Origin of the sequence: Halomonas sp. Mc5H-6 (assembly GCF_024124705.1) — a bacterium.
GTDB lineage: Bacteria > Pseudomonadota > Gammaproteobacteria > Pseudomonadales > Halomonadaceae > Vreelandella > Vreelandella subterranea.
The window spans coordinates 54,978-79,627 of sequence record NZ_JAMXSI010000012.1; the positions used below are offsets into that span (position 1 = coordinate 54,978).

Annotated in this window: 25 protein-coding genes; 11 read left to right on the plus strand and 14 right to left on the minus strand. The window is 57.9% G+C overall.

Annotated elements, in window-relative coordinates:
- Window positions 1-25: 25 nt before the first annotated feature.
- The 5 genes from NH395_RS15050 to dctP form a co-directional block, all read right to left on the minus strand.
- The gene (locus tag NH395_RS15050) at window positions 26-1,549 is read right to left on the minus strand and encodes a malonyl-CoA synthase (RefSeq protein WP_253026015.1); all 1,524 of its coding nucleotides are present in this window, start codon (window positions 1,547-1,549) and stop codon (window positions 26-28) included.
- Entirely contained in the window at window positions 1,546-2,901 is a 1,356-nt protein-coding gene (locus NH395_RS15055; RefSeq protein ID WP_253026017.1) for a malonyl-CoA decarboxylase, read from the minus strand. The genes NH395_RS15050 and NH395_RS15055 overlap by 4 nt, the downstream gene beginning before the upstream one ends.
- Window positions 2,902-2,914: 13 nt before the next feature.
- A complete protein-coding gene (locus NH395_RS15060; protein WP_092824319.1) occupies window positions 2,915-4,249 on the minus strand; it encodes a TRAP transporter large permease in 1,335 nt (444 codons plus the stop codon).
- Window positions 4,250-4,251: 2 nt separating this feature from the next.
- On the minus strand, window positions 4,252-4,770 hold the full coding sequence (locus NH395_RS15065) for a TRAP transporter small permease (protein ID WP_253026019.1): 519 nt from the start codon (window positions 4,768-4,770) through the stop codon (window positions 4,252-4,254).
- Window positions 4,771-4,863: 93 nt separating this feature from the next.
- Window positions 4,864-5,859, minus strand: coding sequence for a TRAP transporter substrate-binding protein DctP (gene dctP / locus NH395_RS15070; protein WP_066315048.1), 996 nt, complete (start codon window positions 5,857-5,859; stop codon window positions 4,864-4,866).
- A gap of 155 nt (window positions 5,860-6,014) precedes the next feature.
- Between dctP and NH395_RS15075 the strand changes: the two genes are divergently transcribed.
- From NH395_RS15075 to NH395_RS15095, 5 genes are all read left to right on the plus strand, one after another.
- Window positions 6,015-6,698, plus strand: a complete 684-nt coding sequence (locus tag NH395_RS15075) for a GntR family transcriptional regulator (RefSeq protein WP_253026021.1) — start codon at window positions 6,015-6,017, stop codon at window positions 6,696-6,698.
- Between the two features lie 96 nt (window positions 6,699-6,794).
- Window positions 6,795-7,799 (plus strand): helix-turn-helix domain-containing protein, encoded by a 1,005-nt coding sequence (locus NH395_RS15080; protein ID WP_253026023.1) that lies wholly within the window; start codon window positions 6,795-6,797, stop codon window positions 7,797-7,799.
- Complete coding sequence (locus tag NH395_RS15085; RefSeq protein WP_253026025.1) at window positions 7,790-8,974, plus strand: MFS transporter; 1,185 nt, start codon at window positions 7,790-7,792, stop codon at window positions 8,972-8,974. Before NH395_RS15080 ends, NH395_RS15085 begins: the two co-directional genes overlap by 10 nt.
- A 13-nt stretch (window positions 8,975-8,987) precedes the next feature.
- Window positions 8,988-9,566, plus strand: a complete 579-nt coding sequence (locus NH395_RS15090; protein ID WP_253026027.1) for a YgjV family protein — start codon at window positions 8,988-8,990, stop codon at window positions 9,564-9,566.
- Between the two features lie 99 nt (window positions 9,567-9,665).
- Window positions 9,666-9,932 (plus strand): DksA/TraR family C4-type zinc finger protein, encoded by a 267-nt coding sequence (locus NH395_RS15095; protein WP_253026029.1) that lies wholly within the window; start codon window positions 9,666-9,668, stop codon window positions 9,930-9,932.
- A gap of 32 nt (window positions 9,933-9,964) precedes the next feature.
- Here NH395_RS15095 and NH395_RS15100 read toward each other — a convergent pair whose 3' ends face one another.
- From NH395_RS15100 to NH395_RS15110, 3 genes are all read right to left on the minus strand, one after another.
- Window positions 9,965-10,249, minus strand: coding sequence for a YrhK family protein (locus NH395_RS15100; RefSeq protein ID WP_253026031.1), 285 nt, complete (start codon window positions 10,247-10,249; stop codon window positions 9,965-9,967).
- Window positions 10,250-10,360: 111 nt separating this feature from the next.
- Entirely contained in the window at window positions 10,361-10,837 is a 477-nt protein-coding gene (locus tag NH395_RS15105; RefSeq protein ID WP_253026033.1) for a DMT family transporter, read from the minus strand.
- A 27-nt stretch (window positions 10,838-10,864) separates the two neighbouring features.
- Window positions 10,865-11,293 (minus strand): DMT family transporter, encoded by a 429-nt coding sequence (locus NH395_RS15110; RefSeq protein WP_253026035.1) that lies wholly within the window; start codon window positions 11,291-11,293, stop codon window positions 10,865-10,867.
- A gap of 103 nt (window positions 11,294-11,396) precedes the next feature.
- Between NH395_RS15110 and NH395_RS15115 the strand changes: the two genes are divergently transcribed.
- Window positions 11,397-12,326, plus strand: coding sequence for a LysR family transcriptional regulator (locus NH395_RS15115; RefSeq protein WP_253026037.1), 930 nt, complete (start codon window positions 11,397-11,399; stop codon window positions 12,324-12,326).
- Here the strand turns inward: NH395_RS15115 and NH395_RS15120 are convergent.
- Window positions 12,323-12,778: an RES family NAD+ phosphorylase gene (locus tag NH395_RS15120; protein WP_253026038.1), complete on the minus strand. Its 456-nt coding sequence runs from the start codon at window positions 12,776-12,778 to the stop codon at window positions 12,323-12,325. The two genes, NH395_RS15115 and NH395_RS15120, sit on opposite strands and share 4 nt — an antisense overlap.
- Before the next feature lie 122 nt (window positions 12,779-12,900).
- Window positions 12,901-14,739 carry a DNA helicase RecQ gene (recQ, locus tag NH395_RS15125; protein ID WP_253026039.1) on the minus strand — a complete coding sequence of 613 codons (1,839 nt, stop codon included), beginning with the start codon at window positions 14,737-14,739 and terminating at the stop codon, window positions 12,901-12,903.
- Between the two features lie 274 nt (window positions 14,740-15,013).
- Here recQ and NH395_RS15130 point away from each other — a divergent pair, with 274 nt between their 5' ends.
- The 5 genes from NH395_RS15130 to NH395_RS15150 are packed head-to-tail and all read left to right on the plus strand — an operon-like array spanning window position 15,014 to window position 20,208.
- Window positions 15,014-16,420, plus strand: coding sequence for an ATP-binding protein (locus NH395_RS15130; protein ID WP_253026040.1), 1,407 nt, complete (start codon window positions 15,014-15,016; stop codon window positions 16,418-16,420).
- Between the two features lie 32 nt (window positions 16,421-16,452).
- Entirely contained in the window at window positions 16,453-16,848 is a 396-nt protein-coding gene (locus NH395_RS15135) for a response regulator (protein WP_092824294.1), read from the plus strand.
- A gap of 12 nt (window positions 16,849-16,860) precedes the next feature.
- Window positions 16,861-17,661, plus strand: a complete 801-nt coding sequence (locus tag NH395_RS15140; RefSeq protein WP_253026041.1) for a YaiO family outer membrane beta-barrel protein — start codon at window positions 16,861-16,863, stop codon at window positions 17,659-17,661.
- Entirely contained in the window at window positions 17,651-18,784 is a 1,134-nt protein-coding gene (locus NH395_RS18510; RefSeq protein WP_253026042.1) for a HEAT repeat domain-containing protein, read from the plus strand. Before NH395_RS15140 ends, NH395_RS18510 begins: the two co-directional genes overlap by 11 nt.
- Window positions 18,784-20,208, plus strand: coding sequence for a glycosyltransferase (locus NH395_RS15150; protein ID WP_253026043.1), 1,425 nt, complete (start codon window positions 18,784-18,786; stop codon window positions 20,206-20,208). The genes NH395_RS18510 and NH395_RS15150 overlap by 1 nt, the downstream gene beginning before the upstream one ends.
- A gap of 100 nt (window positions 20,209-20,308) precedes the next feature.
- Here NH395_RS15150 and NH395_RS15155 read toward each other — a convergent pair whose 3' ends face one another.
- The 4 genes from NH395_RS15155 to NH395_RS15170 form a co-directional block, all read right to left on the minus strand.
- A complete protein-coding gene (locus NH395_RS15155; RefSeq protein ID WP_253026044.1) occupies window positions 20,309-21,151 on the minus strand; it encodes a carbohydrate ABC transporter permease in 843 nt (280 codons plus the stop codon).
- Window positions 21,148-22,032, minus strand: coding sequence for a sugar ABC transporter permease (locus NH395_RS15160; protein ID WP_253026045.1), 885 nt, complete (start codon window positions 22,030-22,032; stop codon window positions 21,148-21,150). Before NH395_RS15160 ends, NH395_RS15155 begins: the two co-directional genes overlap by 4 nt.
- Window positions 22,033-22,109: 77 nt before the next feature.
- A complete protein-coding gene (locus tag NH395_RS15165; protein ID WP_253026046.1) occupies window positions 22,110-23,393 on the minus strand; it encodes an ABC transporter substrate-binding protein in 1,284 nt (427 codons plus the stop codon).
- A gap of 10 nt (window positions 23,394-23,403) precedes the next feature.
- Window positions 23,404-24,561 (minus strand): ABC transporter ATP-binding protein, encoded by a 1,158-nt coding sequence (locus tag NH395_RS15170; protein WP_253026047.1) that lies wholly within the window; start codon window positions 24,559-24,561, stop codon window positions 23,404-23,406.
- Window positions 24,562-24,650: the final 89 nt, after the last annotated feature.

A 24,650-nucleotide genomic window follows, 5' to 3' on the forward strand; every position in this document is an offset into this window, starting at 1 on the left:
TGGCATGGGGCGTTTGCGTTGCAATTTACGCGGACCGATAGGTGTCGTGGAAGCGTTTGCGTAGCTCGTTTTTTTGCACCTTACCCATGGTGTTGCGCGGCAGGGTATCGATAAAGAACACGCGCTTGGGCTGCTTGTACTTGGCAAGCTTGCCCTTCAGGTGGTCGAGGATCATGGCTTCGTCGAGGTTGGCTCCCGGCTGGGTGACCACGGCGGCGGTGACGCCTTCACCAAAGTCCGGGTGAGGCAGGCCGATAACAGCAGACTCGGATACTCCCTCCAGTTCGTCGATGACCTGTTCTATTTCCTTGGGATAGACGTTGTAGCCCCCCGAAATCACCAGGTCCTTATCCCGACCAACGATATGCACATAGCCCTGCTCGTCTACCTGGGCAAGATCGCCGGTGATGAAAAAGCCATCTTCAAGCAACTCCTCGCGGGTTTTTTCCGGCATTCGCCAGTAGCCGATAAACACATTGGGCCCACGAATCTGCAGCATGCCGATCTCGCCGGGGGCGACCTCATCGCCGGTTTCCCGGTCGGTGATACGCATTTCCACGCCGGGCAGCGGCATGCCCACGGTACCCGCACGACGCGCCCCGTGGTAGGGGTTGGAGATGTTCATGTTGGTTTCGGTCATGCCGTAGCGTTCGAGAATGGCATGCCCGGTCTTGGCCTCGAAGGCCTCGTGGGTCTCGGCGGTCAGCGGGGCAGAGCCCGACACAAACAGCCGCATGTTGGCGGTAACCTCAGGCGTCAGGCGCGGATCCTGAACCAAGCGTGTGTAGAAAGTGGGCACGCCCATCATCACGCTGCCGTGGGGCAGTTCCTCGAAAATCACGTCGGCGTCGAATTTGGGCAGGAACAACATGCTGGCGCCGGCCATCAGGGTGACGTTGCACGCGACAAAAAGCCCGTGGGTATGAAAAATCGGCAGTGCGTGGAGCAGGCGATCCTCGGCGCTGAAGTGCCAGGCCTTGACCAGGGTTTCGGCATTGGAGGCCAGGTTCTGGTGGGTCAGCATGGCGCCCTTGGAGCGCCCGGTAGTGCCCGAGGTGTATAGAATCGCCGCCAGGTCGCGGTCATCAAGCTCGGCGATGTCTTCATGGGGATTGGCATTCGCGGCCTCGTCCATCAGGCTGCCGTCGGCTGCGCGGCCCAGAGTGACAACGGCGGGGCAGCCGGTATCGCTGGCAATGCGGCGGGCCTCGTCGACATCGGCAGGTCGGCAGACAAACAGCGCGGGCTCGGCATCGCTCAAAAAATAGCGGATTTCATCGCCGGTGTAACCGGTGTTTAGGGGCAAATAGACCCCGCCCATGCGCAGGCAGGCAAGGTAAAGCAGAATGGCTTCCGGGCTTTTATCCACCTGGACCGCCACGCGGTCGCCCTGACGAACGCCGAGAGCGGTCAAGGCGCCGGCCAGGCGGGCGCTCTGGGTCAGTGCATCCGCGTAGGAGTAGCGGCGACCTTCACGGGTGGTAATAAAGTCGGCGTCCCCGCGTTTGTGCATTCGTGTGGCAAAGGTGGCAAACATATTGTGGTTCATTTGGCAGGTTCTCCCTTGGCCAGCTTGCGCGCCCGTTTGGCGAGGTCGCGCACGTCGCTCGAGCAGGCAATGGTGCCCTTGGCGGTATAATTTTCGTGGTTACGCTCGATGTCATCCAGCACGTAAAGGTAGTTGACCATCAGCCCTGCGGCTTGCTTGATACCCTTGTCAGACGTGTCGCCGAGCCAGTTGATACGCTGAAGCTTGGCGCCATTGCCCAGGTGGAAGCGGGCAACGGGGTTGAGCGGTAAACCGTGGCGGTTTTTTTCGTCGATCAGGTAGTGGGCAGCGAGCGGTTGCAGCGTTGCCTTGAGTCGCTCCTGATGCTGTTTATCCTGGTGCCATCCCGACGTGTCCAGTTCTGCCAGGGTGTCGCGGACGCTGGTCGGCCAATGGTCGTTCTGGCGCTGTTCGTTGAGCCATTGGGCAAAGCCAGGCACCGGTGAAAGCGTCACGAAGTACTTGAGTTGGGGAAGCTCCTGGGAAAGCTCCTGTACCACCTGCTTGATCAGAAAGTTGCCAAACGAAATACCGCGCAGGCCGGTTTGGCAGTTGCTGATACCGAAGAAGGCAGCGCTGTCGGCGTCTTCGGGGTCTTCAATGCCACCTTCTGAACCGGACAGGATCGGTTGGATGCGGCTGGGCAGGCCTTTATGCAGCGCCACTTCCACAAAGATCAGCGGTTCATCGCCGATGGCAGGGTGGAAGAACGCAAAGCAGCGGCGATCACGGGCGTCCAGACGGCGGCGCAAGTCGTCCCAATCCTGAATTTCATGCACCGCTTCGTAGCGGATGATTTTCTCGAGAATCGACGCGGGTGTATTCCAGTCGATGCGCTTGAGCATCAGGAAGCCTCGGTTGAACCAGGAGCCGAACAGATGGGCAAAGTCGTCATCGATAGGCGCAAGCTCGGGCTGATCGCGCAGCAGGGCGAGCAGGTCCTTGCGCATGTTGACCAGTTCATAGGTGCCGTCGCTGGCAAAGTTCAGACGCCGGAACAGTTCCTGGCGTAGCGGCTCGCAGGCTTCAAAAAGCTGTTGCAGGGTGCGGTTATCCCGGGCGTCGCGATAGGCGGCGTAAGCGCTGTCAATGTGCTCGGGCTCGGCAGCGAAGTCCTCGGCAAGGCGTTTGAAAAAACGCAGTTTTTCATCCTGCGAGAGGCGTCGATAAATCGCCAGGGCGCGGCTCGCCAGGGCAATGCTCGATGCTTCGCCGTCGCTTTCCAGTAGCGCCTGGCAGGCCTTGACCAGGTGCGTATGATCCACCGCTGAGGCGACAGATTGACGCCGCCGCAACAGCGCATCGCGCTGGGTAATGTTGTTGAACAGTTCCTGAAGAAACATCATGTTCATGGTCATCCTCCTTTTAGCCCATGATCAGGTTGGGCAGCCACAGGGCCAGGCCCGGGAACAGGCACAGCAACAGAATGGCCAGCACCATGCACAGCGCATAGGGCAGGCTACCCAGCAAGATGTCGCGCAGCGAAATATCCGGCGCAATGCCCTTGATAATGAACAGGTTGAGACCGACCGGCGGGGTGATAAGACCGATTTCCAGGTTGATGGTGAGAACCACCGCAAACCAGTAAGGATCAAAGTTTGCCGCCAGGATGATCGGCAGCAAAATCGGCGCGGTCATGACAATCACGGCCACCGGCGGCAGGAAAAAACCGGCGACCAGCAGAAAGACGTTGATGACCCCCATCAGGACCCAGCGATTGACCTCCAGGTCGGCGATCGCCGCGGCGACGGTCTGGGTAATGAACATCGACGACAGCGCGTAGGCGAACACCTCGGCACAGGCGATGACCAGCATGATCATCACGCTTTCGCGCAGCGAGTCGCGCATGATCAGCTTGATCGGCCCGATCTGCCACATGCGGTAGATCAGGATGGCCAGCATCAGGCATAAAAACGCCCCCACGCCTGCCGCTTCTGATGGTGTGGCGACGCCGCCGTACAGCGCGAACAGAATGCCCGCCACCACCCCGAGGAAGGGCAGGACGCGAACCACGGCTTTCAGGTTGCTGTCGACATTCTGCTGGACCGTGTTCTTGAGTTTTTCCGCGGAGACCGCCAGGGGATTGGCGTAGCCACCCGCCAGCTTGCAGGCGATGATGGTCCAGATCATGAACAGCCCGGCGAGCATGAAGCCGGGTATCACACCGGCAATGAACAGCCGACCGATGGAGGTTTCGGTGGAAATGCCGTAAATGATCATCGTCACGGAAGGCGGAATCAATATGCCCAGTGTGCCGCCTGCGGCAATACAGCCAGCGGCCACGCCGTCGGGGTAGCCGCGGGTGCGCATTTCAGGGATGCCCATTTTACCAATCGCCGCACAAGTGGCCGGCGAGGAACCTGAAAGCGCGGCGAAAATCGAGCAGGCGCCGATGTTGGACACCGCAAGGCCCGCCGGTAATCTGCCCATCCATAAGTCCAGCGAGCGGTAAAGGTCACGCCCGGTAGGCGAGGAGGCAACGGCCGCCCCCATCAGAATGAACATGGGAATGGCCACAAAGCCGAACTCGGCAATCCGGTCAAAAAACGTTTCACCAAAGTAGGTGAGTTCCGTGAGTCCGCGGTCGTAAAGTAGCGCGAGCAGCGAGACACCCCCCAGCGCGAATGCAATAGGCGTGCCGATGGCCATCATGAAGATCAGGCCCACGGCGACGATAATGCCCAGTGTGATCGGATCCATGGTCAGCCCTCCCCACGCAGCATATCGGCGACGTACTGGAAAGCCAGCAAGGTTGTGCCGATCGCCATCGGCAGGAGCGCGGGCCACAGCGGTGGGTTCCAGACTGAGCCGGTGGTCCACTCACCGTGGAGGGCCTCAAATACGTAGACCCAACTGGCATAGGCGAGCGCGGCGCAGAAGGCAAAGCCAAACAGCGAAGCGAGGGTCAGCATCACTTTGCGGCCGATTCCCCCAATGGCATCAGGCAAAATAGTGATGGCCACATGGCCGCCGGTCATCAGCACGTAGGGGCTGCCCATCAGCATGGCGCCGGTGACGGAGAAAATCGTGAACTCGGTTTGCCAGCTGGTACTCCAGCCGAGCACATAGCGAGTAAAGACCATCTGACAGATGACCAGCACCCCGCCAATGAACATGGCGCAGGCGATATAGGCCGAAACGCGCGATAGTCGATCCATTGCCCGAATATAGCCACCCATCAGGCCGCTGCGTGTTGCCGAGGTGTGTGTTGTTATCGACATAAGTCCCTCATCAGCTAGGTTCATCAAGCGGGTAAGCAGCGAAGCGCGTCGGCTGCCCGGAGGATGGCCGACACGCTTGAGCGTGGCAGTGACTTACTCCACGGCGAGTGCCGCATCGATGATGGCTTGGCCGTTAGGGACATTCTCGGCAAAGTTCTTGTAGGAGGTTTCGCGGGCGATCTCGAGCCAGGCGTTGTAGTCGTCCTCGGTCATTTTGACGACCTCGACGTCGTTTTCCTCATAGACATCGACCATCTGCTGGTCAATGGCGGCCGCTTCTTCCGCAAAGAACGCTTCAGCTTTTTCACCCGCCGCCATGAGGGCTGTCTGCTGCTCTTCATTGAGCCCCTGCCAGACCTGTTCTGAAATCAGGATCGGCTCATACATGAACCACAAGGCGTAGTCGCCGGGTTGGGTCAGGCAGTCAACCTGTTCGTAAAGGCGGTAGGACACGAACGACATCGACGACGTATTGGCAGCGTCGAGGACGCCGGTTTGCATGGCGGTGTAGATTTCCGATGACGGCATGGACGCGATAGACGCCCCGGCGGCTTCAAGCATTTCTTCGAACGCCGGGCCTGCGGCACGGAAGACCTGACCATCGACGGTGTCTGGCGAGGTAATGCACTGCTCGCTGGATGCAAAACCGCCTGACAGCCAGGCATCGGCCAGCACGCGCGCACCGCCTTCCTGAATGACATCCTTGATCATGTCCATGTATTCAGAGTCGTTAAGGCGCTGGGCGTGCTCGTGGTTGCGCACGAGGCCGGGCATCAGCGTGGCGGAAAACTCAGGGTGACGGCCGCTGGCATAGTCGAGAGGCAGGGCGGTGATATCCAGCCGCCCCCGTGCCAGCGCGCCCCACTGCTCGCGGGCCTTGAACAGTGATTGACCCGGATAGACTTCTATTTCAAGGCCCACGTCGGCGTTGGCCACTTCTTCGGCCATCATCTGGACCATTTCGTCGCGTACATCGCCCTGGCCGCCAGGAAACTGGTGGGAAGCGCGCAGTACGGTATTTGCTGAGGCGTGCGAAGCGGCGATTGCCAGTCCTAAAGCGGCGGCAGTGACTAGGTGGTTACGTTGCATGTGGCGTCTCCAACGGTTGTTGTTGTGGTCTTGGATTGGCTTTATATATTCATCAGTCGAGCTGATATATACATCAATAGGCGTTGTGTATGCTAATGTCAACTTTATGACATATTCTTTCTGTACGATTTAGCGCTGCCAAAAGGGGGTGACGCATGCCAGGCTCGAAACGCTCCAACGCTCAGCGGCTCAAGGATTCATTGGAAGACGACATCATTAACGGACGCCGTTCGCCCGGCGAGCGGCTCGACCCCGAAACGCTAGGCCAGCAGTTCAGCGTGTCGCGCACGCCGGTGCGCGAGGCGATTCAGCAGCTGGTGGCCAGTGGTCTGGTGACGGTTTCTCCCAAAAAGGGCACCTTCGTCGCCAGGGTAGGCATCGACCAGCTGATCGAGATGTTTGAGGTCATGGCGGAGCTCGAGGGTATGTGCGGCCGGCTGGCTGCAAGACGTATTACCGAACAGGAACTGGCCGCATTGCGCGATGCTCACCAGCGTTGTGAAGCGGCAGCCCTGGCGGGGGACACCGATGAGTATTACTACGAAAACGAAGGCTTCCACGACTGTATCTACACAGCGAGCCACAACACCTTTCTGGCCAGTGAGGCGCGCCAGCTCAAGCAGCGCCTGAAGCCCTACCGGCGGCTTCAGCTACAGGTTCGCCAGCGCATGCACAATTCGCTGAGCGAGCACCAGACGATCTTTGATGCCATTGAACGCGGCGATGCGCAGGTCGCTCAGCAAGCGCTCAGCGACCACGTGCTCATCCAGGGCGAGCGTTTCAGCGACTTTGTGTCCAGCGTAAGAAGGATGGAAGCGCCTACCTCGCAAACGGGCTAAGGTATCAATGTCTTTATCGGTGGGGTAATGGTCCTTGCCGACATGAGGCGCAGCGCCGACACTCTCTCTATCGCTTGAATATCGCGGAGAGAGACTGTGACGCGCCATGTTGCCCTGCTTGCCTACCCGGACTGCCAACTGCTGGATGTCAGCGGCCCCTGGCAGGTGTTTGCCAGCGCCAATGCATTGAGCCCCCATCCGCTGTATCAGTTAACGCTTGTCGCCGATGCCGTCGGCCCGGTCGCCACCAACGGCGGCTTGGCGGTGCACGCCACGCACACCTACCGTCAGCTCAAGCATTTGCTGCCTCTGGATACGCTTCTGGTCGCGGGTGGCAGCGGTGTAATGCACCAGCGTGACATCGCCGCTGTGAAAGAAGTGCTGTGTGGGGTTGCGCCTGAGGTCAGGCGGCTTGGGTCTATCTGCTCCGGGGCGTTCTTGTTAGCCGCCGCTGGGCTGCTGGATGGCTGCCATGTGACGACCCACTGGCGCCACGCCCAGCAGCTGGCTGATGAATATCCTGCGCTGAGCGTCGAACCGGATGCGTTGTATATCGAAAGCCGTGGCCGCTACACCAGTGCTGGTATCACCGCAGGTATTGATTTGTCACTTTCGTTAGTGCAAGCGGATCACGGGGCGGCATTGGCTGGCCGCGTGGCCCGCGAGCTGGTGGTATTTCTGCACCGCCCGGGCGGGCAATCGCAGTTCAGTGAAGCGCTGCGCCACCAGCAGGGGGCCGGCCCGCTGCGGTGCCTGATCGATCAGTTGCATGCTGATCCTGCTGCCGACTACTCCCTTGAGCGTATGGCCGACATGATGGCGGTGACGCCCCGTCATCTCACTCGGCTGTTTAAGCGGCACTTGCAGGTCACGCCAGTGGCGTACCTGACGCAATTACGCCTGGAGCAAGCGCGCCTGGCGCTGCTCGACGAACGCGGGCCGTTGTCCCTTGAGCGTCTGGCGCAGCGCTGGCGGCTGGGCGGCGCTGAGCAACTGCGGCGCCAGTTCCAGCGCTACTACGGCGTTTCACCCTCGGTCTATCGCCAACGCTTTGCCTCTTCCCACGCCGATTCCTCAATGGAGCCTCTCTCATGCCTTTAACCGTCACGCTACTATCGCTTTGCCAAGCGCTGCTGGTCAGCGGCAATATCCTGTTAATTGCCGTGTCACCCCTGATTGGCGCCTCCCTGGCGCCCAGCCCCTATTGGTCCACGGCCCCTGTGGCGACCCAATGGCTGGGGCTGATGTGTGCGACGATTCCCGCCTCGCTAATCATGGGCCGCCTGGGGCGCAAGCGTGGTTTTTTATTGGGTAATGGCATCGGGCTGATTGGCACCATGGTCGCCGCCCAGGCGCTGTTGGCCGAGCACTTTGGGTTGTTTATGGTGGGCACCTGGCTGATTGGTATCGGTATCGGGTTTGGCCAGCTGTACCGCTTTGCCGCCGTTGAAGCGGCACCGCCAGCCCTGCGTGATCGCGCGATTGGGCTGGTAATGGGTGGGGGTGTGCTGGCCGCGTTTTTTGGCCCTTGGCTTGCGCGTATCAGCCGCGAGATTGCTGAGGTGGCGTTTTTGGGCAGCTTTATGGGTCTGGGTGTGCTCTATGCGCTGGCCCTGTTGATACTGTGTATCATTCGCCTGCCCAGCGCAGAAGAGACCCATACGGACGGCGTATCTCGACCCATGGGCGAGATCATGCGCCAGCCGAGCTTTATCGTTGCCGTATGCGCCGCGCTAGTCGGCTACGGGGTGATGAACCTCGCCATGACGGCGACACCACTGGCCATGGCCGGTGCAGGGCACGCCTTCGATCATGTCTCGATGACCATCCAGTGGCATGTGGTGGCGATGTTTCTGCCGTCGTTCTTGACCGGGCATTTAACCGCCAGATGGGGACAACGGCGCATGATCGTGGCAGGTTGTTTGCTGCTGGTCGCGAGCCTGCTGGCGGCACAATGGCAAATGAGTTTAGCAGGCTTCAATGTGGCGCTGATCTTGCTCGGGCTGGGCTGGAACTTTACTTTCCTGCCCGCGACGGGGCTGCTGACCGAGAGCTACCGCCCGGTGGAAAAAGCCCGTACTCAGGCAGCGAACGAGTTTCTGGTGTTTTCGACCGTCGCCATCACCGCCTTCCTGGCCGGTCCCCTGGTCAGTGGCTTGGGCTGGGCATCGCTCAATCTGTCGTTAATACCGGTGGCGTTGCTGCCAATTCTCGCCATCGCCTGGCAGCGGTACCGCCAGCAAGATGATAGCCTGGGGGCCCAACCTCGCCCCTAGGAGCCTAGTCGTCATGCTTGAATCGTTCAGCCATAGTGCCCTGGCAGGCCAGTTTTTTGGCCTGTTGGCGCTGGTGCTCTGTCTTGTGGCGTTTTCCAGCAAGCACGATGACCGGCTGCTCGTGATACTGATTTCGGCGAATGTCGCCTTCGCCCTGCAGTTTGTGTTTTTTCAAAGCTGGACCGCCGCGGCGCTAACGGTGCTGGTGATTGTGCGTATCGTACTGGCCCGCCGTTACCTGGGTAGCCAACGGGTCATGGCCGGTGTTCTGGCAGCGAGCGGTATCGCGGCGGCGCTCACCTGGCAGAGCTGGGTCGATGTACTGCCCTTGACGGCCATGGTGCTGGGGACCGTTGGCATGTTCCTGCTGCGCGGCATCAGTATGCGGGTCTTTCTGGGACTGGCTGCCCTGGCGTGGATGCTCAATAACCTGCTGATTGGCACCATAGGCGGCACGCTGGCAGAAGCGCTCATCGTAGTGACCAATATCATCACCATCATTCGATTGGCGCGGGCCAAGCGCAAATACCCCGAGGCGTATCAAGAGCCGGAAGTGCTTGAAAGCCCGACAAAGCACGACCCTTTCGACTAGCCGGAGGTCGTTGCCCGCGCTACCTCAAGCGTTGTGGCTGCTATGCTTGTAAAAGAGCAATGCTTGTAAAAGAGCATCAACCAACGCGAGGTAAAAATCATGGCAGGCGGATGGGCCAAAGACGGCGCTGAACAAGAACAGATGGAGAGCACGCTGAACGATGCGGTCCAGCGCGCCCGCAGCCAGCTTCCCCGTGGCGAGAGCCTTGACGTATGCGAAGAGTGTGGCGATCCGATCCCTGACGCGCGGCGCAAGGCGATTCCGGGTGTACGGCTCTGTGTGGCATGTCAAAGCGAACTGGACAAACAGCAGTCGGCCTTCAGTGGCTATAACCGTCGCGGTAGCAAAAACAGCCAACTGCGTTAAGCGTACTTACCCGAAGGTGAAGTCCTTCGTTGCTAAGCGTCGTGGTTCGTATCCGGGAGCCGTTTGAAGTAGATGTAGCGATGCAAGCGAATCGACGGGCGAATCAACAGCTGTAGACTGCCCAGCACAAACAACCACACACCGACGGTTTGTACGGCGCCTTGGTAAAAGAAACATACGCTCCCAATCGTAAACCAAATGCCCAATAGAAAATCATTGAGCATGCTCAACACCTCATAGCGCTGATGCACGATTAATTCACGATGCCCTATTGTGAAAATCCAATCGCGGGTTTTGGCATCCTGCTCTTTTTGCATAGCGTCCCTCCTGGAATGGTGATTAGGCCTAGTCTTGCAGGATATTACCATCGATGGCGCCTGATCAGGGTGTATGGGTATCTGGCTCTCATTATTGGCACACTTGGGGCACTAACCCGGTTGATTTAACATCCGACGTTGGCGCTGTTGGTGGCTTAAGTAGATCAGCCCAATAGCGCCCAACAATAGTGCCATTGCCACATAGCGCGAGGTGTCTAGTGGCCGCACGGTATTGTTTAACCAGCCAAAGTGGTCTATTAGCAGGCTCATAAGCAGCTGGCCTGAAATCACGGCCACCGTTGCTGCAGCGGTTCCGACTCGTGGCACCGCAAACACAATCACCAACATATACACCACGCCAAACAGAGCGCCGGTCAATTGCCACTTGGGGACGCTGAACAGCGTTGCCTCGTGTGCTGGTTCAAAAAAGAATACCAGCAAGAAGGTCAGTACTGCCCCCATCACAAAGGTGAGCCAAGCGCTTTCGACAACGCCGGTTTTTGCCCCCAGGCGGCCGTTGATTGAGGACTGGGCGGCGAGCACCGCACCGCCGACCAGCAGCAGTACCAGAATAAATGGAAGTAGCATGGTTGAGCTCCTTGATAACCTTAATCGTTACATTAGCCACAGAGCGGCAAGAATCATCACCAAGGCACCTACTCGGTAGCCATCGACCTGGCGTCGCTCGCTGCCCAGCCAGCCGAAGTGGTCGATGACAAGACTGGCGCCGACCTGGCCGCATAAAATGCCCACCATGGTCATGCCGATACCCACGAGTGGCGCCGCCAGGGTCAGAACAATGACGTAAATCGGGCCTAAAATACCGCCGGTCAGCAGCCACCGAGGCTGGCGGAAGAGAGTGCCCAGCTTGGGGTTAGGCGAAAACACCAACGCCAGCGAGAGCAGCAGCGCCCCTACCAAGAAAATCGACAGGGTGGCGGATAAATGCCCCACCTGCTCGCCGAGCGGCCCCAGCAAACCCGCTTCGACCGATAATCCCATGCCGGCGATAAGCACGCCGAGCAGGATAAGTGCGTGTTTCATACGTGACTCCGCAAAGAGAAGAAAAAAGACAAATAGGCGCCAGCACTTTAGTGAGTTCGTGTTGTTGCTACAATGCGTGAAAAAGACAAAGGACTATTGCATTTTGGACAACTCGATTCGTTTGATGGCGCTTCGCCTGTTCGTGCGTGTCGCCTCAAGTGGCAGCTTCGCCGAAGCCGCGCGTCATTTTGATTTACCGGCATCGTCGGTCTCGCGGCACATTGCTGGGCTGGAACGCACGCTCGGCCAGCGGTTGCTCTACCGCCATACACGGGCGGTAAGGCTGACCGATGCCGGTGAGCGCTACTATCAGGATATTCGTCAGGTATTGGAGAGCCTGGATGTAGCTACCGAGCAGGTGATTGGAGGGGCGACGCATCCGCAGGGGGTATTGCGCATTAACGCCCCGGTGGCGTTTGGGCGGCGGCACATCGCGCCTTTACTAGCCCGCTTTCAGGACGAAAACTCGGCTGTCGAGGTGGAGCTAACGCTGAGCGACGCGTTTATCGATCCGGTGCAAGAGGGGGCGGATGTGGTGATTCGGGTCGGTGCCCTTGATGATTCGAGCCTGGTGGCCCGTCAATTAGCCATGCAGCGCTTTGTGGCCTGCGCCGCGCCTGACTATCTCGCTCGTCACGGCGAACCCCGTCACCCTGAAGCATTAAGCGCTCATAATTGCCTGATCTATAAAGGCACTCGTGGCGAACAGCCATGGTATTTCTTCACCCAGGAAAGCACGCAAGCGCAGCGTTACCCGGTAACCGGCAACCTGTATAGCAACAACGCAGAAAGCCTGGTAGAGGCTGCCTTGCAGGGGCAGGGTATCGTACTCTTTCCTACCTGGCTGCTGTTCGACGCTCTGCGTGACGGGGCCTTGGTGCCGATACTTGAACATTACCACCCCATGGGGGAGGCGACACGCCAAGGTATCCACGCCATTTACCCTGAAAACCGATTGCGTTCACAAAAAGTGGCCACATTTTTAACGTATTTGACCGCACAGATTGGCGACCCGCCGTACTGGGATGGTTAGCGCAATACCGTCAGTTCATAAACATGGCGGATACGCTGACCATCCCAGTCGTCGCCGAGATGACGTCCTTGCCGCGTTGCGGAAAGGACTGGCGGGCGTAATACAGCGGCGCACTCGCCGCCAGGATCTCTCACGCTGGGATAGATGATGCCATCCGAGTGCTTTTCCCAGGCTTCCCGGCCAAAGGTCTGTCCGGCGGTCCAGCTGTCCGGCACGAGTAGCGCTTGAGCATTTTTTTGATCGCGTAAATCAATCAGTTGGCCCGCCAAATCCGCCAGGTAAACACGCTGCCGAAGCATCATGGGGGGGTCACTGGATTCCCTCATAAAGCGTTCTGCGCGGTAAACCGTTTCAGTAATGGCCGTGGCTTCTGTTAGCGCGCAGTAGTAGGCACCAAAGGAGCCGTCGGTGAAGCGTGACCCTGCGGCAGGGAAGTGGCAGAAGGCCGCCATGACCGGCGTCCAACCGGGTCCGTAGCGAAGGTCGTGTTCTCCTCACTCACCCAGAATTTACGCCAGGTGAGCGGTTTTTGGAAAATATCGACCATTTGAGCTTTTTAACCCCGGACGCTGGTTCAGCCGCTTTGCTCGGTTGCCTGATTCGCCAGGATGACGTCCAGAAAACCCTCGCCGTAATCCGCCAGCTTGCGTGCGCCGATGCCTGAGACCGCGCCCATGGCGTCCAGGCTCTGGGGCTTCTGCTCGACCATTTCAGCCAGGGTGGCGTCGTGGAAGATCACATAGGCAGGTACGCCCTGGGCCTCGGCCAGTTCCCGGCGGTGCTGGCGCAGAGCCTCCCACAGCGGGCCGTGGCCCTGGGGGGCTGAGGCGCCCTTGCTGCCCCGTCGAGCGGTTTTGGCCTTGCCGGGTTTGTTGCTTGGCTTGCGCAGTGTGAGGCGCTCCTCGCCGCGCAGCACCGGCTTGGCATTGGCAGTCAGCCTGATGCCGCCGTGCCCCTCCATGTCCACGCTCAAATAGCCGCTGGCAATCAGCTGGCGAAAGAGCGCTTTCCACTCGTTAGCCGCGAGTTCTTTGCCAATGCCGAAGGTGCTTAGGCGGTCGTGGCCAAAACGGGTGATGCGCTCGTTGCTTTTGCCTAGCAGCACGTCCACAAGGTAGGTGACGCCGAAGCGCTGTTCGGTGCGGTAGACACAGGAGAGCGCCTTCTGCGCCGCCACGGTGGCCTCCCAGGTCTCGGGTGGGGTCAGGCAGTTGTCGCAGTTACCGCAGGGGGCGTCCAGGTGATCGCCGAAGTAGTGGAGCAGCGCCTGGCGGCGGCAACTGATGATTTCACACAGTCCCAGCATGGCGTCGAGTTTCTGCTGCTCGATGCGCTTCTGCTGGTCGGCGGCGCTGGAGTCCTGCTGCATCTGGCGCAGGGTGATCACGTCCTGAAGCCCGTAGGCCATCCAGGCATCGGCGGGCAGGCCGTCGCGCCCGGCCCGGCCGGTCTCCTGGTAGTAGGCTTCGATGCTCTTGGGCAGGTTGAGGTGGGCGACGAAGCGCACGTCGGGTTTATCGATACCCATGCCGAAGGCGATGGTGGCCACGACGACCACGCCATCTTCACGCAGGAAGCGGGTCTGGTGGTGCTGGCGCTGCTCGGGGGGGAGCCCGGCATGGTAGGGCAGCGCGGTCAGCCCCTGGCGTTCCAGCCAGGCGGCGGTTTCCTCCACTTTGCGCCGGGAAAGGCAGTAGACGATGCCCGCCTCGCCGTCGTGGCGCTCGCGGATAAAACGCAGTAGCTGTTCCTTGGCGTTACCCTGATTTTCGGCGATATGGTAGCGGATGTTGGGCCGGTCAAAGCCGCTGTTGTAAAGCGCCGCTTCCTGGAGCTGCAGATGCTCCATGATATCGCCCCGGGTGGGCACATCGGCGGTGGCGGTCAGGGCGATGCGCGGCACCTGGGGGAAGCGCTGATGAAGCTGGGAAAGCTGACGGTACTCGGGGCGAAAGTCGTGGCCCCACTGGGAAACGCAGTGGGCTTCATCAATGGCGAACAGCGCGATCTGAGTCTGTTCCAGCAGCGTCTGCATACGCGGCGTGGCCAGCCGCTCGGGGGCGACGTACAACAGATCCAACTCGCCCGCCCGCAGGCGGTTCTCCACCTCGACCGCCTCGTGGTAATCAAGACTGGAGTTGAGGTAGGCCGCTTTCACTCCGTTCTGCTGAAGTGCTGCCACCTGATCCTGCATCAGCGCGATCAGCGGCGAGATCACAATGGCGGTGCCTTCGCGCAGCAGCGCCGGGATCTGATAGCAAAGCGACTTGCCACCGCCGGTAGGCATCAGCACCAGCGCATCGCCACCGGCGACGACATGCTCGATGATCGCCTGCTGCGGGCCGCGAAAGCTGGCGTAGCCAAATACCGCCTGCAGGACCTTGAGGGCTTCCGGGTGGGTGTCGCCGTGCATCGATGCGCTCCTTGTCTCGTGCCTGAGGGAGAATTGTCGCACGAAAATTCAAGGAAGTTTGCCTAGTGAGCCTCCGCCCTTAAAAATGGCCGGACTTACCGTCGCCCGGTCGGCGCCGGTGTTTGCTGCCGAGAAAACGCTTTAGCGGTTATTCTTGCCCTTTTCTGGACTTGAAAAAGTGCTGGTGCCAGTGGCCAATGGCAATGCAAGCAGGCACTGCCATTTATGAAGACAAAAGCCCATAATGACCCATTGATATTTCTCAGGAGCTATCTTGTCGATACATTTCGCTCATCCAATATTACGTCGCTTTCAATGGGTCGCCTTGATAGTGGCAGCATGTGTCATAGTCGCGATGGGATGGCAGGGCATACGTGTGCAGGAAGCGCTGCTTTCATCCAATGACGCTGTCCAGGAACATCTTGAAACCATTACCTTGATCCAGGAGTTTCGCTCAACGCTGCTTGACCTGGAGACCGGAGAGCGAGGCTATGTGGTGACCGGTCAGCCCTCCTATTTATTGCCTTATCAGCAGGCTCGTGCCCAGTTAGCCGACAAGCGCGAGCAGTTAGGGCAAACACCAGCATTCACGTCCGCTGATAATGGGCAATCCATTGAGGACTTCGATGCTTTAGTGGCTCGTCGTGTGGAAATTGCCGAGGCGAATATTGCCGTGCGTGAAAGCGACGGTTTGGAAGCCGCTGCCTTGAGGTTATTGGTGGCAGGCGGCAAGCAAACGATGGACCAGCTGCGGAACCACCTGGGTATGTGGGAACGTATGGAGCGAGGACACTTAAACGCCCAAACTCAGGAAGCTACTCGACAAGCGCGCACGTCCCGGTGGATATGGGGAGCAGGAGCCGCTTTCGTGACATTGCTTTTGATCATCACCAGTGTGTCCATTATTAGCCAGTGGCATCATCGTCAGCGTACCATGTCGATGCAGCAGACATTTATTTCTACGGTTAGTCATGAGTTGCGTACGCCACTGACAGTGATACTCGGAACATTAAATATGCTGCATAACGGTATTGGCGGTGCGCTGGACAAAGATTTGGTACGCTTAATAGCGGTGGCAAATGATAACGGTAAGCGCCTAAAGCTTTTAATTGATGATATTTTAGATATTGAAAAATTAGAAAGTGGTCAATTGGCTTTTAAGTGGCAGTCAGTGCCATTAAAGTCGCTTGTAGAAGAGGCTGTCGATATCAATCAGCCTTATGCGGAAAGCTTCGCGATTTCTTTGGTATTAGCTCCTCAGCTTTCAACCCCTCCAGGTGTCAACGATGCCTTGGGTGAAACATTAGAAAATAGTGACTGCGTTGAAGTAGACCCTGAACGTTTTGCTCAAGTCATGGCAAACTTGATTTCAAACGCCTGCAAACACTCTCCGCAAGGCGCGCAAGTAGTGGTTGGCATGCGGCGAATAGATAACCGCTGGCTTGAAGTGAGCGTTACTGATAATGGGAACGGCATTCCATGGTCATTCCAGCCACGCGTATTTGAGCGCTTTGCCCAGGCAGATGGTTCAGATAAGCGCCGTACAGGAGGGACCGGGCTAGGGCTTGCTATCACCAAAGCTCTTGTCGAGGAGATGAGAGGCACCATCGGGTTTCATTCGGTACCCCATGAGGGAAGCTGTTTCTGGGTCCGTTTGCCTAAGGATAAAAAGCACGAGTGACGGTTACTGTTAACACCTTCTAAGGAAAACTTATGACAGCAACGGGTACCACTATCTTAATGGTTGAGGATGAAGAGGATATCGCCTTTCTATTGCGCTTCATGCTGGAACGTAGTGGTTACCAAGTCGAACATGCTGAGGACGGCAGGCAAGCGCTTGAACGGATTACCTTTGGGGCAGGCAGCAGCCAAGTCCCCGATTTGGTGCTACTGGACATTATGCTACCTTATCATGATGGTCTGGAAATACTTGCTCGGCTACGGGCTCAACCTGCGTGGCAGGAAGTGCCTGTCTTGATGCTTACCGCGAAAGCAAGAGAGGCGGATATTGTTCGTGCGCTGGAGTTGGGTGCCGATGACTATGTGACCAAACCGTTTCAGCCCGATGAGTTGTTGGCGCGCTTACGACGATTCTTACGTAAACGTTGAAGAGGAAAATTGATGGGACGCGCTCAACTTGTGACGGGTCAGGGGGGGATACCAAGGAAATGGCAACAAGTCGCACTTATGGGGTTGACCTTGCTAGTTGCACCATACCTGGTAGCCGACGAAGGGCGAACTGAGCTTGAAGTTTCACAGCGTTATGAACATTTAGATAATGGTTTCGCTGGATGGCAAGCCCAGCGCCTTGATGCTCAAAGGCGAACGGTAAGTGGCATAACCTGGTATGGCGCTGTTCTTCGGGAACGTCGCTATGGAAACTGGGATGAGGGGGTTGAAGCTGGCGTTGCGATACCCGTAGGAGAAAGTTGGGTAATACAGCCAGAAGCGGGGAAAACCTTTGACGACAGCTTTTTACCAAAGGGGTACGTTGATCTTCGCGTGCAACGTTTATTACCTGAAGGCTGGATAGGCAGCGCCAGTCTGCGCCGTACCGAGTACGATAATTCTCAGGTCGATCGCCTAGCGCTAGGGGGAGAGCGTTATTGGGGCAACTGGCGTGGCGCGTATACATTGAACATCAGCGATGTTGAAGGAGCGGGATCGCCAATTGGGCATATGTTGGCGCTTGATCGCTATTACAATGACACAAGCTTTGTCGGTATACGTGCGAATACCGGGCGAGAAGAAGAAGGACTGCCTGATGGAAGGGTGTTCACGGCCTCCGTTTCAGGGTTCGGGCTGCGCGGTAGGCACTGGCTTGATGCAGATTGGGCGTTGTCCTGGGACTTGGGCTGGGTTAGCCAAGGGGATATTTATAATCGATATGGCGCGCAAATAGGCATACGCCGTGCTTTCTGAACTATACACGCTCGTTGAGCTGTTGATAGCGGCCCTGCGTCAGTTGACCACCTTGCCAAGTGACCCTGCCCTCCGTTTGGCTGTTTATAGTGCTATCGCTCTAGCCGCCTTAACGCTGTTAGGCATGCTGAATGTGTTGGTACTTTCCGAGCTTGCGGTACGGCGTGAGCGAAGACGGGCCGCCTTCACACGTTTATGGCGGCCCGTGCTTATAGCCTGGAGCATGGGCGAGCAAGTTGAATTGCCTTCGTTGCCTCGTCAGCGCTTGGAAGAGAAACTCTGGCTATTGCTCATGTGGGCAAACTATCAGCGACATCTACGAGGTAGTACGAAAGACAGGCTGAATACGCTTTTTAATCATTTGGCCATGGATAACTTCGTGTCGGGCCTGCTGGGTAGCAGAAAGGTACACCGACGACTGATAGCGCTAACCTGCCTACGCCACTTGGGCGACGAGAGTTATTGGCGATCTGTTACACCTCGGGTGGCGTCATCAAATCCGATTGAAAGTCTTGCAGCTGCAGAAGCCCTGGTGGCAATGAACCCCGGCCATGCCATGCAGCTTTTAATCCCCCTCTACATTGAGCGGAGTGATTGGGCATATTTCCGCTTTAAATTACTTTGTAAGCAGGCAGGTCGGGAAGCGGCAGGGCCGCCTCTGCTCGCTGCGTTAAAGCAAGCATCTCCGCCGCGCATTGTGGCTCTGCTGGAGTGGATAGTGCCTTCTCAGGCAGCAGAATGGGCAAGGTATAGTCTGCGTCAAACCTCGGTTGCTGCGGATCTGAGTAACGAGCAGAGAGACGCCTTATGTGCATCGCTACGCTGTCTGGGCGAGTTGCACGACTCTCAAGACCATGAGTTAGTGGTGAAGGCGCTTGACCACCCGTTGCCACAGGTAAGGAGCGAGGCTGTTGTTGCGCTCCAGCGACAGGCAACGATTGAAGATGAAACTCGATTCATGCGTATGCTCAGTGACCCTAATTGGTGGGTCCGTCAAGCGGCAGCCGACGCATTGGTTGCACTTCCAGATATCGATACACCACGCCTTGATGCTCTCTACCAAGGGCTGCTGGATCGTTACGGACGTGATGCACTGCGTCGCGCAATAGCGGAGAAACGCTAATGGAAAGCTGGCAAAAAATACTCACTGTTGATTGGGTATGGTGGGGGCAGGTTGGTTTTATTGGTTATTTTTTGCTGCTGAATGGCGGATATCTAACGCTGAACATACTGTCTATGATAAGCCTGCGGCGCTATATGCGTCAGCGCGCGGAGTTTGGAGACACGGCCCCTTATTTGGGCATAGAACCGGCAGTTTCTATCTTGGTTCCTGCCTTTAACGAAGAAGCCACGATTCGAACCTCGCTCTTATCATTGATGCAGATTCAGTATCCTGAGTTTGAGGTTATCGTCATTAATGATGGTTCTAAAGATAATACGCTAGCCGTCATGAAAGAGGCATTTGAGCTAGAGGAGTATCCTGAGCCTCTTCATCGAAGTGTTCACCACCAAGAGGTGATAGGCGTTTATCGTTCGCGTCGACATAATCATCTAAAAGTGATTGATAAAGTAAATGGAGGCAAGGCGGATGCGCTAAATGCGGGTATTAACGTTGCCAGACATGCGCTTTTTTGTGCAGTAGATGCCGATTCAATTTTGCAGCGAGATAGTTTGTTACGGGTAGTGCAGCCCTTTCTAGAGGATGAGAGAACAGTCGCCGCTGGTGGTACGGTACGTATTGCTAATGGATCAAAAGTACAGAGTGGATTTTTACTTGAGGCAGGAATCCCGCGCAGTCTACTCGCGCGTTTTCAAATTGTGGAGTATTTGCGCGCTTTTTTATTTGGCCGTTTAGGATGGTCGCCGCTGAATGCAGTATTGATTATTTCAGGCGCCTTTGGCTTGTTTAACCGTGAACGCGTCATGGATGTGGGTGGCTACAGTACCACAACGGTAGGGGAAGATATGGAACTCGTGGTAAGGTTGCACCGCTATCATCGTGAAAAGCGCCTTCCTTATCGTATTCATTATTTGCCAGACCCTATCTGTTGGACTGAAGCACCTGAAGATATTGCAACCTTGGGTAAGCAGCGTAGCCGCTGGCAACGTGGTTTAGCCGAAAGCCTGTCGCGCCATACCAAGCTGGCGGTAACGAGGCGAGGTGGCCCGCCAGGATGGTTGGCATGGCCCTTTATGGCACTATTTGAGTGGCTTGGACCGATGATTGAACTGGGGGGCTATCTTTTTATGTTGGTCGGTTTCAGTCTGGGCGTTATCTCTCCTGTTGCGTTAACTGTCTTTATGCTGGTGGCGATTGGTATGGGGATACTGCTTTCGGTGAATGGCCTTTTACTGGAAACGCTATCATTCCGGGTATACACCAAAAAAAGAGACATGTGGCGGCTTTTTTTTGTTGCGATAATAGAGAACTTCGGTTATCGCCAGTTAAATACTCTCTGGCGTTGCCGGGGTTTATGGCAATGGTTTTCTCGCCGGAAACACCAGTGGGGCGCAATGAAACGTAGCGGCCAGTGGGGGCAGCATTAACTTATCTCTACAACCCCGCTGCGCCCCATCATTAACGTGGCAAGGTTCCACTAGCTCTGCCAGGTATGCGTGTATTGATGCATGGCTTGAATATGGACACTTATCGAATCCCCGCCCGTAAAAACGACTGCACGAACTGGCGTTGGAAGAGCAGGAAAGCGACCAGCAGTGGAGCAATGCTTAGCAGCGTGGCGGCGCTGACGGTGGCCCAGTTGACCCCGGTTTCCGGTGCCGAGAAGACCCCCAGGCCGACGGTCAACGGACGGCTCTCTACCGAGTTGGTCACCACCAGCGGCCACAGGAAGTTGTTCCAGTGGTGGCTGATGGACACCAGGCCGTAGGCAAGGTAGGTGGGCTTGGCCAGCGGTACATAGACTTTCCACAAAATTTCCAGCCAGTTGCAGCCTTCGATACGCGCGGCGTCTTCAAGCTCCCGAGGGATGGTCTTGAACGTCTGGCGCAGCAGGAAAATCCCAAAGGCGCTGGCCACGTAGGGCAGGCCGATACCTGTGATGGTGTCGATCAATCCAAGCCCGCTGGCGATGCGGTAGTTCTCGACGATCAGTACTTCGGGAAACACAAATAGCTGAATCAGCACCAGCATGAACAACACATTCTTACCGGGTACGGGAAAACGGGCGAAGGCAAACGCCGCCAGGGTGCAGACCACAAACTGGGCGAACACCACGCCAGTCACCAGCGCAAAGGTATTCAGGTAGTAGCGGGCGAAGGGCGCCTGCGTCCAGGCATCGGCAAAGTTTTCCAGCGTGAGCGGAGCGAAGAGCTCAAAACTCACCATGAACTCGCTGGGGTGAAACGCCGCCCAAAAGGCGTAAAGCAACGGGAACATCCAGATAATCGCCAACAGCCATGCCGCGATGGTGTCGAGTGAGGGAACCGAGACGTGACGTGAGCGGGGCACAGTGGTTGATGTGGTGTTCATTGATAGTGCGTCCTGCGATCAAGAATCGTGAACTTCAGCGTTGCTACTACGGCCAGCACCAGCAGAATGACCACCGTGATGGTCGCCGCCGTGGTGCGGTCGAAGAACGAGAAGGCATTCTCGTAAACGTAGTAAAGCAGCAGGTTGGTGGCGTTATTCGGCCCGCCCTTGGTCAGGATAAACAGATGATCCACCACGCGTACCGCGTTGATCAGCGCATTGATCAAGACAAATAGCGTCGTCGGCATCAAAAGCGGAAAGGTGACCCGCCAGAAGAAGCTCCAGCGGCCGGTCCCTTCCAGGTCGGCGGCCTCCTTGAGTTCCGGCGGAATGCTCTGCAGTGCGGCCAGGTAAAAAATCATGAAAAAGCCCGCTTCCTTCCACACCGACATGACGATCACCGAGCCGAGGGCAACGCTTGGGTCGCCGAGCCAATTCACGCCGGAAATCCCCAGCACGCCAAGCAGCTTGTTAAACAGGCCGATCTGTGGCGCGTAGAAAAACATCCAGATATTGGCGGCGGCGATCATGGGCAGGATGGTCGGTGTGAAATACGCCATGCGCACGAAACCGCGACCCGGCAGCTTGCCGTTGACGAACAGCGCCATGCCCAGTGCCAGGGCGATGGAGGTGGGGATGGTGCCCAGCGCATAGAGCAGGTTGTTACGCGCTACCTGCCAGAAGGTTGGGTCGTCGAACAGCACCTGATAGTTCTCGACCCCGACAAACGCTGCGGGCTCGCCGCGAAAGCCGGGAAGAAAAAGACTGTTGATGACGGTCATGATGGTAGGCAAGTAGGCAAAGGCAGCCAGGAGTACGGCAGCGGGCAGTAACAGCAGCGCGCCGTACAGCTGTAATTTACCGTGGGCGGTTAGGGTCATGGCGGATCACCGCGAGTCGGAAAAGCCGGGGCGAACCCCGGCGAACATGGAAGCGTCCTGTTTTCTTCTAATGCGCCTTAGCGGGCGTAGCGGCGTAGCACTGCTTCGGCTTCCTGCTGCGCCTGGGTAAGGGCTTCTTCAGGGCTCATCTGTCCGGTCAGGGCGGCTTGCACGGCGTTGTCCAGGGCGCGGCGCACGCGGCCACCCTGGTAGGTGGAGAGCTCCGCCGTGCTGTGCTCCAGCTGATCCCGGGCGACGGCGGCGGGGGCGAAGTCTTCAACATAATCGCGCAGCGCCTCGGTCTCGTAGGCAGCGGGGCTGACGCCCATGTAGCCGGTCTCGATCGACCAGGCAGCGGCGCGTTCCGGGGCGGTCATCCAGCGGATGAAGGTCATGGCCGCGCGCTGCTCTTCTTCCGTCGTATCCTTGAAGACGTAGAAGTTGCCACCGCCGGTGGGGCTGCCACGCTGGGTTTTCATGGGCAGCATGGCGACGCCGAAATCAAAATCGGCGTCGCTACGCACGGCGCTCAGGTTGCCCGTGGTGTGCCACATCATCGCGGTGGACTCTTCGATAAAGTTCTGGCGCAGCGTGCCCCATTCAATGGTGTCGTCAGGCATGGCATCGTGCTCATCGGCCAGCGATACCCAGTATTCAAGCGCTTCAATGGCGGCAGGGTCATCAAAATAGACCTCGGTGCCGTCTTCGCTCATCAGCCGGTGGCCGTTCTGGAAGGCGAAGGCCTGGAACATCCAATAGGGATAACCGGTGGAGGGCACCATGACGCCCCACTGTTCGCCATCGGAAGCCTCGCGCACGGTGGCGGCCATTTCGGCCATCTGTTCCCAGTTTTCGGGGGGCGTCTCAGGGTCGAGTCCGGCGGCTTCAAAGGCGTCCTTGTTCCAGAACAGCACGATGGTGGAGCGCTGGAAGGGAATGCCGTAGGTCTTGCCGTCCAATCGGCCGTTTTCCATCAGGCCGGGGTAGAAGCTGTCGAGCCATTCGCGTTCTGCGTCGCTTTCGACCAGGTCGTCGAAGGCCACAATGGCATCTTGCTCCAGCAGTTCGTAGAGGTCGATGGAGAACATCACCGACAGCTGTGGCGTATCACCCGCTTCCATCGCCGACATCGCCCTCACCCGGGTGTCGTCGTAGTTGCCGGCGTAGATGGCTTCGACGTCGATATCAGGATGCTCATTTTCGAAATCCTCTACCAAGCCATCGACTACATCGGTTAACGCACCGCCGACGGCGACCGGGTAGTACATGGTCAATTCGACCGGGTCGTTGGCAGCGGCCTGACCGGCGCTTAGCAGACCAGCGGTTAGGGCAGAAAGAGCAAAGGGGATACGGGCACGCATGGGGAACACCTCAACGTTGGGATTGGAGCTGGGAGTGGCGGGTTTCGTCTTGCGATGAACCGATGGGTAACTCGCTTTCCGTCGGAGCAGTGGGCATCAGTGAGTAAGCGGTCAGGTCGTCACGACGCAGGCCATCCTCGGCGAAGAGGTGCGCGGCGGACGCAGGCCAGCCGATCCGGCAGTGCTGGCCGGTAATCGCATGGCGGCCGCGCAGCCGGATCCGCAGGGTATGTTGGCCGACCGCCAGATGGGCGATGGTGTCGGCCCCCAGGTATTCGTCGCTGAGCACCTTTGCCGGTACGCCGGAGGCTGATTCAGGGCGTAGCTCGATATCTTCCGGGCGGATGCCCAACTGACCGTTGGCCGCTTCCAGCGGGGCAACCGGCATGTCGGATTCGCTATCAATCACAGCGCCGTGTTCGCCAGCCACCAGTGGCAGCAGGTTCATGGCAGGGCTGCCGATAAAGCTGGCGGCGAAGGCACTGGCCGGGCGGTTGTAAAGCTCGTCAGGGGTGCCGTCCTGCACGATCTTGCCGTGCTGCATCAGAATCACACGGTCGCCCATGCTCATGGCCTCGACCTGGTCATGGGTGACGTAGATCACCGTCATGTTCAGACGGCTTTGCAACGCCTTGATTTCCCGGCGCATATCGCTGCGCAGCCGGGCGTCCAGGTTGGATAGCGGCTCGTCCATCAGGCAGATGGGATGTTCGGAAATCACCGAGCGGGCCAGTGCCACCCGCTGGCGCTGGCCGCCGGAAAGCTGGGCGGGTTTGCGGTTCAGGTGGTCGGTGAGGTCAACGAGTTCGGCGACCTTGGCCAGCCGCTCGCGCTGCTCGGCTTTGGGTACCTTGCGGCTGCGCAGGCCAAACACGATGTTGTCGGCCACACTCAAGTGCGGAAACAGCGCGTAGGACTGGAACACCATGCTCAGCCCGCGATCCCCCGGCGGCAGGCGGGTGACGTCGCGATCGCCGATATAAATACGTCCGTCGCTGGCCTCTTCCAGGCCTGCGATCATGCGCAAGGTGGTTGATTTACCGCAGCCCGAGGGGCCGAGCAGAATGACAAATTGCCCGGGCGTGACATCGAAGGAGATACCGTCGACGGCGGGTGTCGCGTCCCAACGTTTGGTAACGCGTTCCAGGCGGATACGCGATTGCTCCATAACACTCATCACCGGCTGTTGGTTGTTATTGATCCAGCTTGTGTTGAAGGTGTTGCAGTTGCATGACACTTACATGGATGGTTGATGAC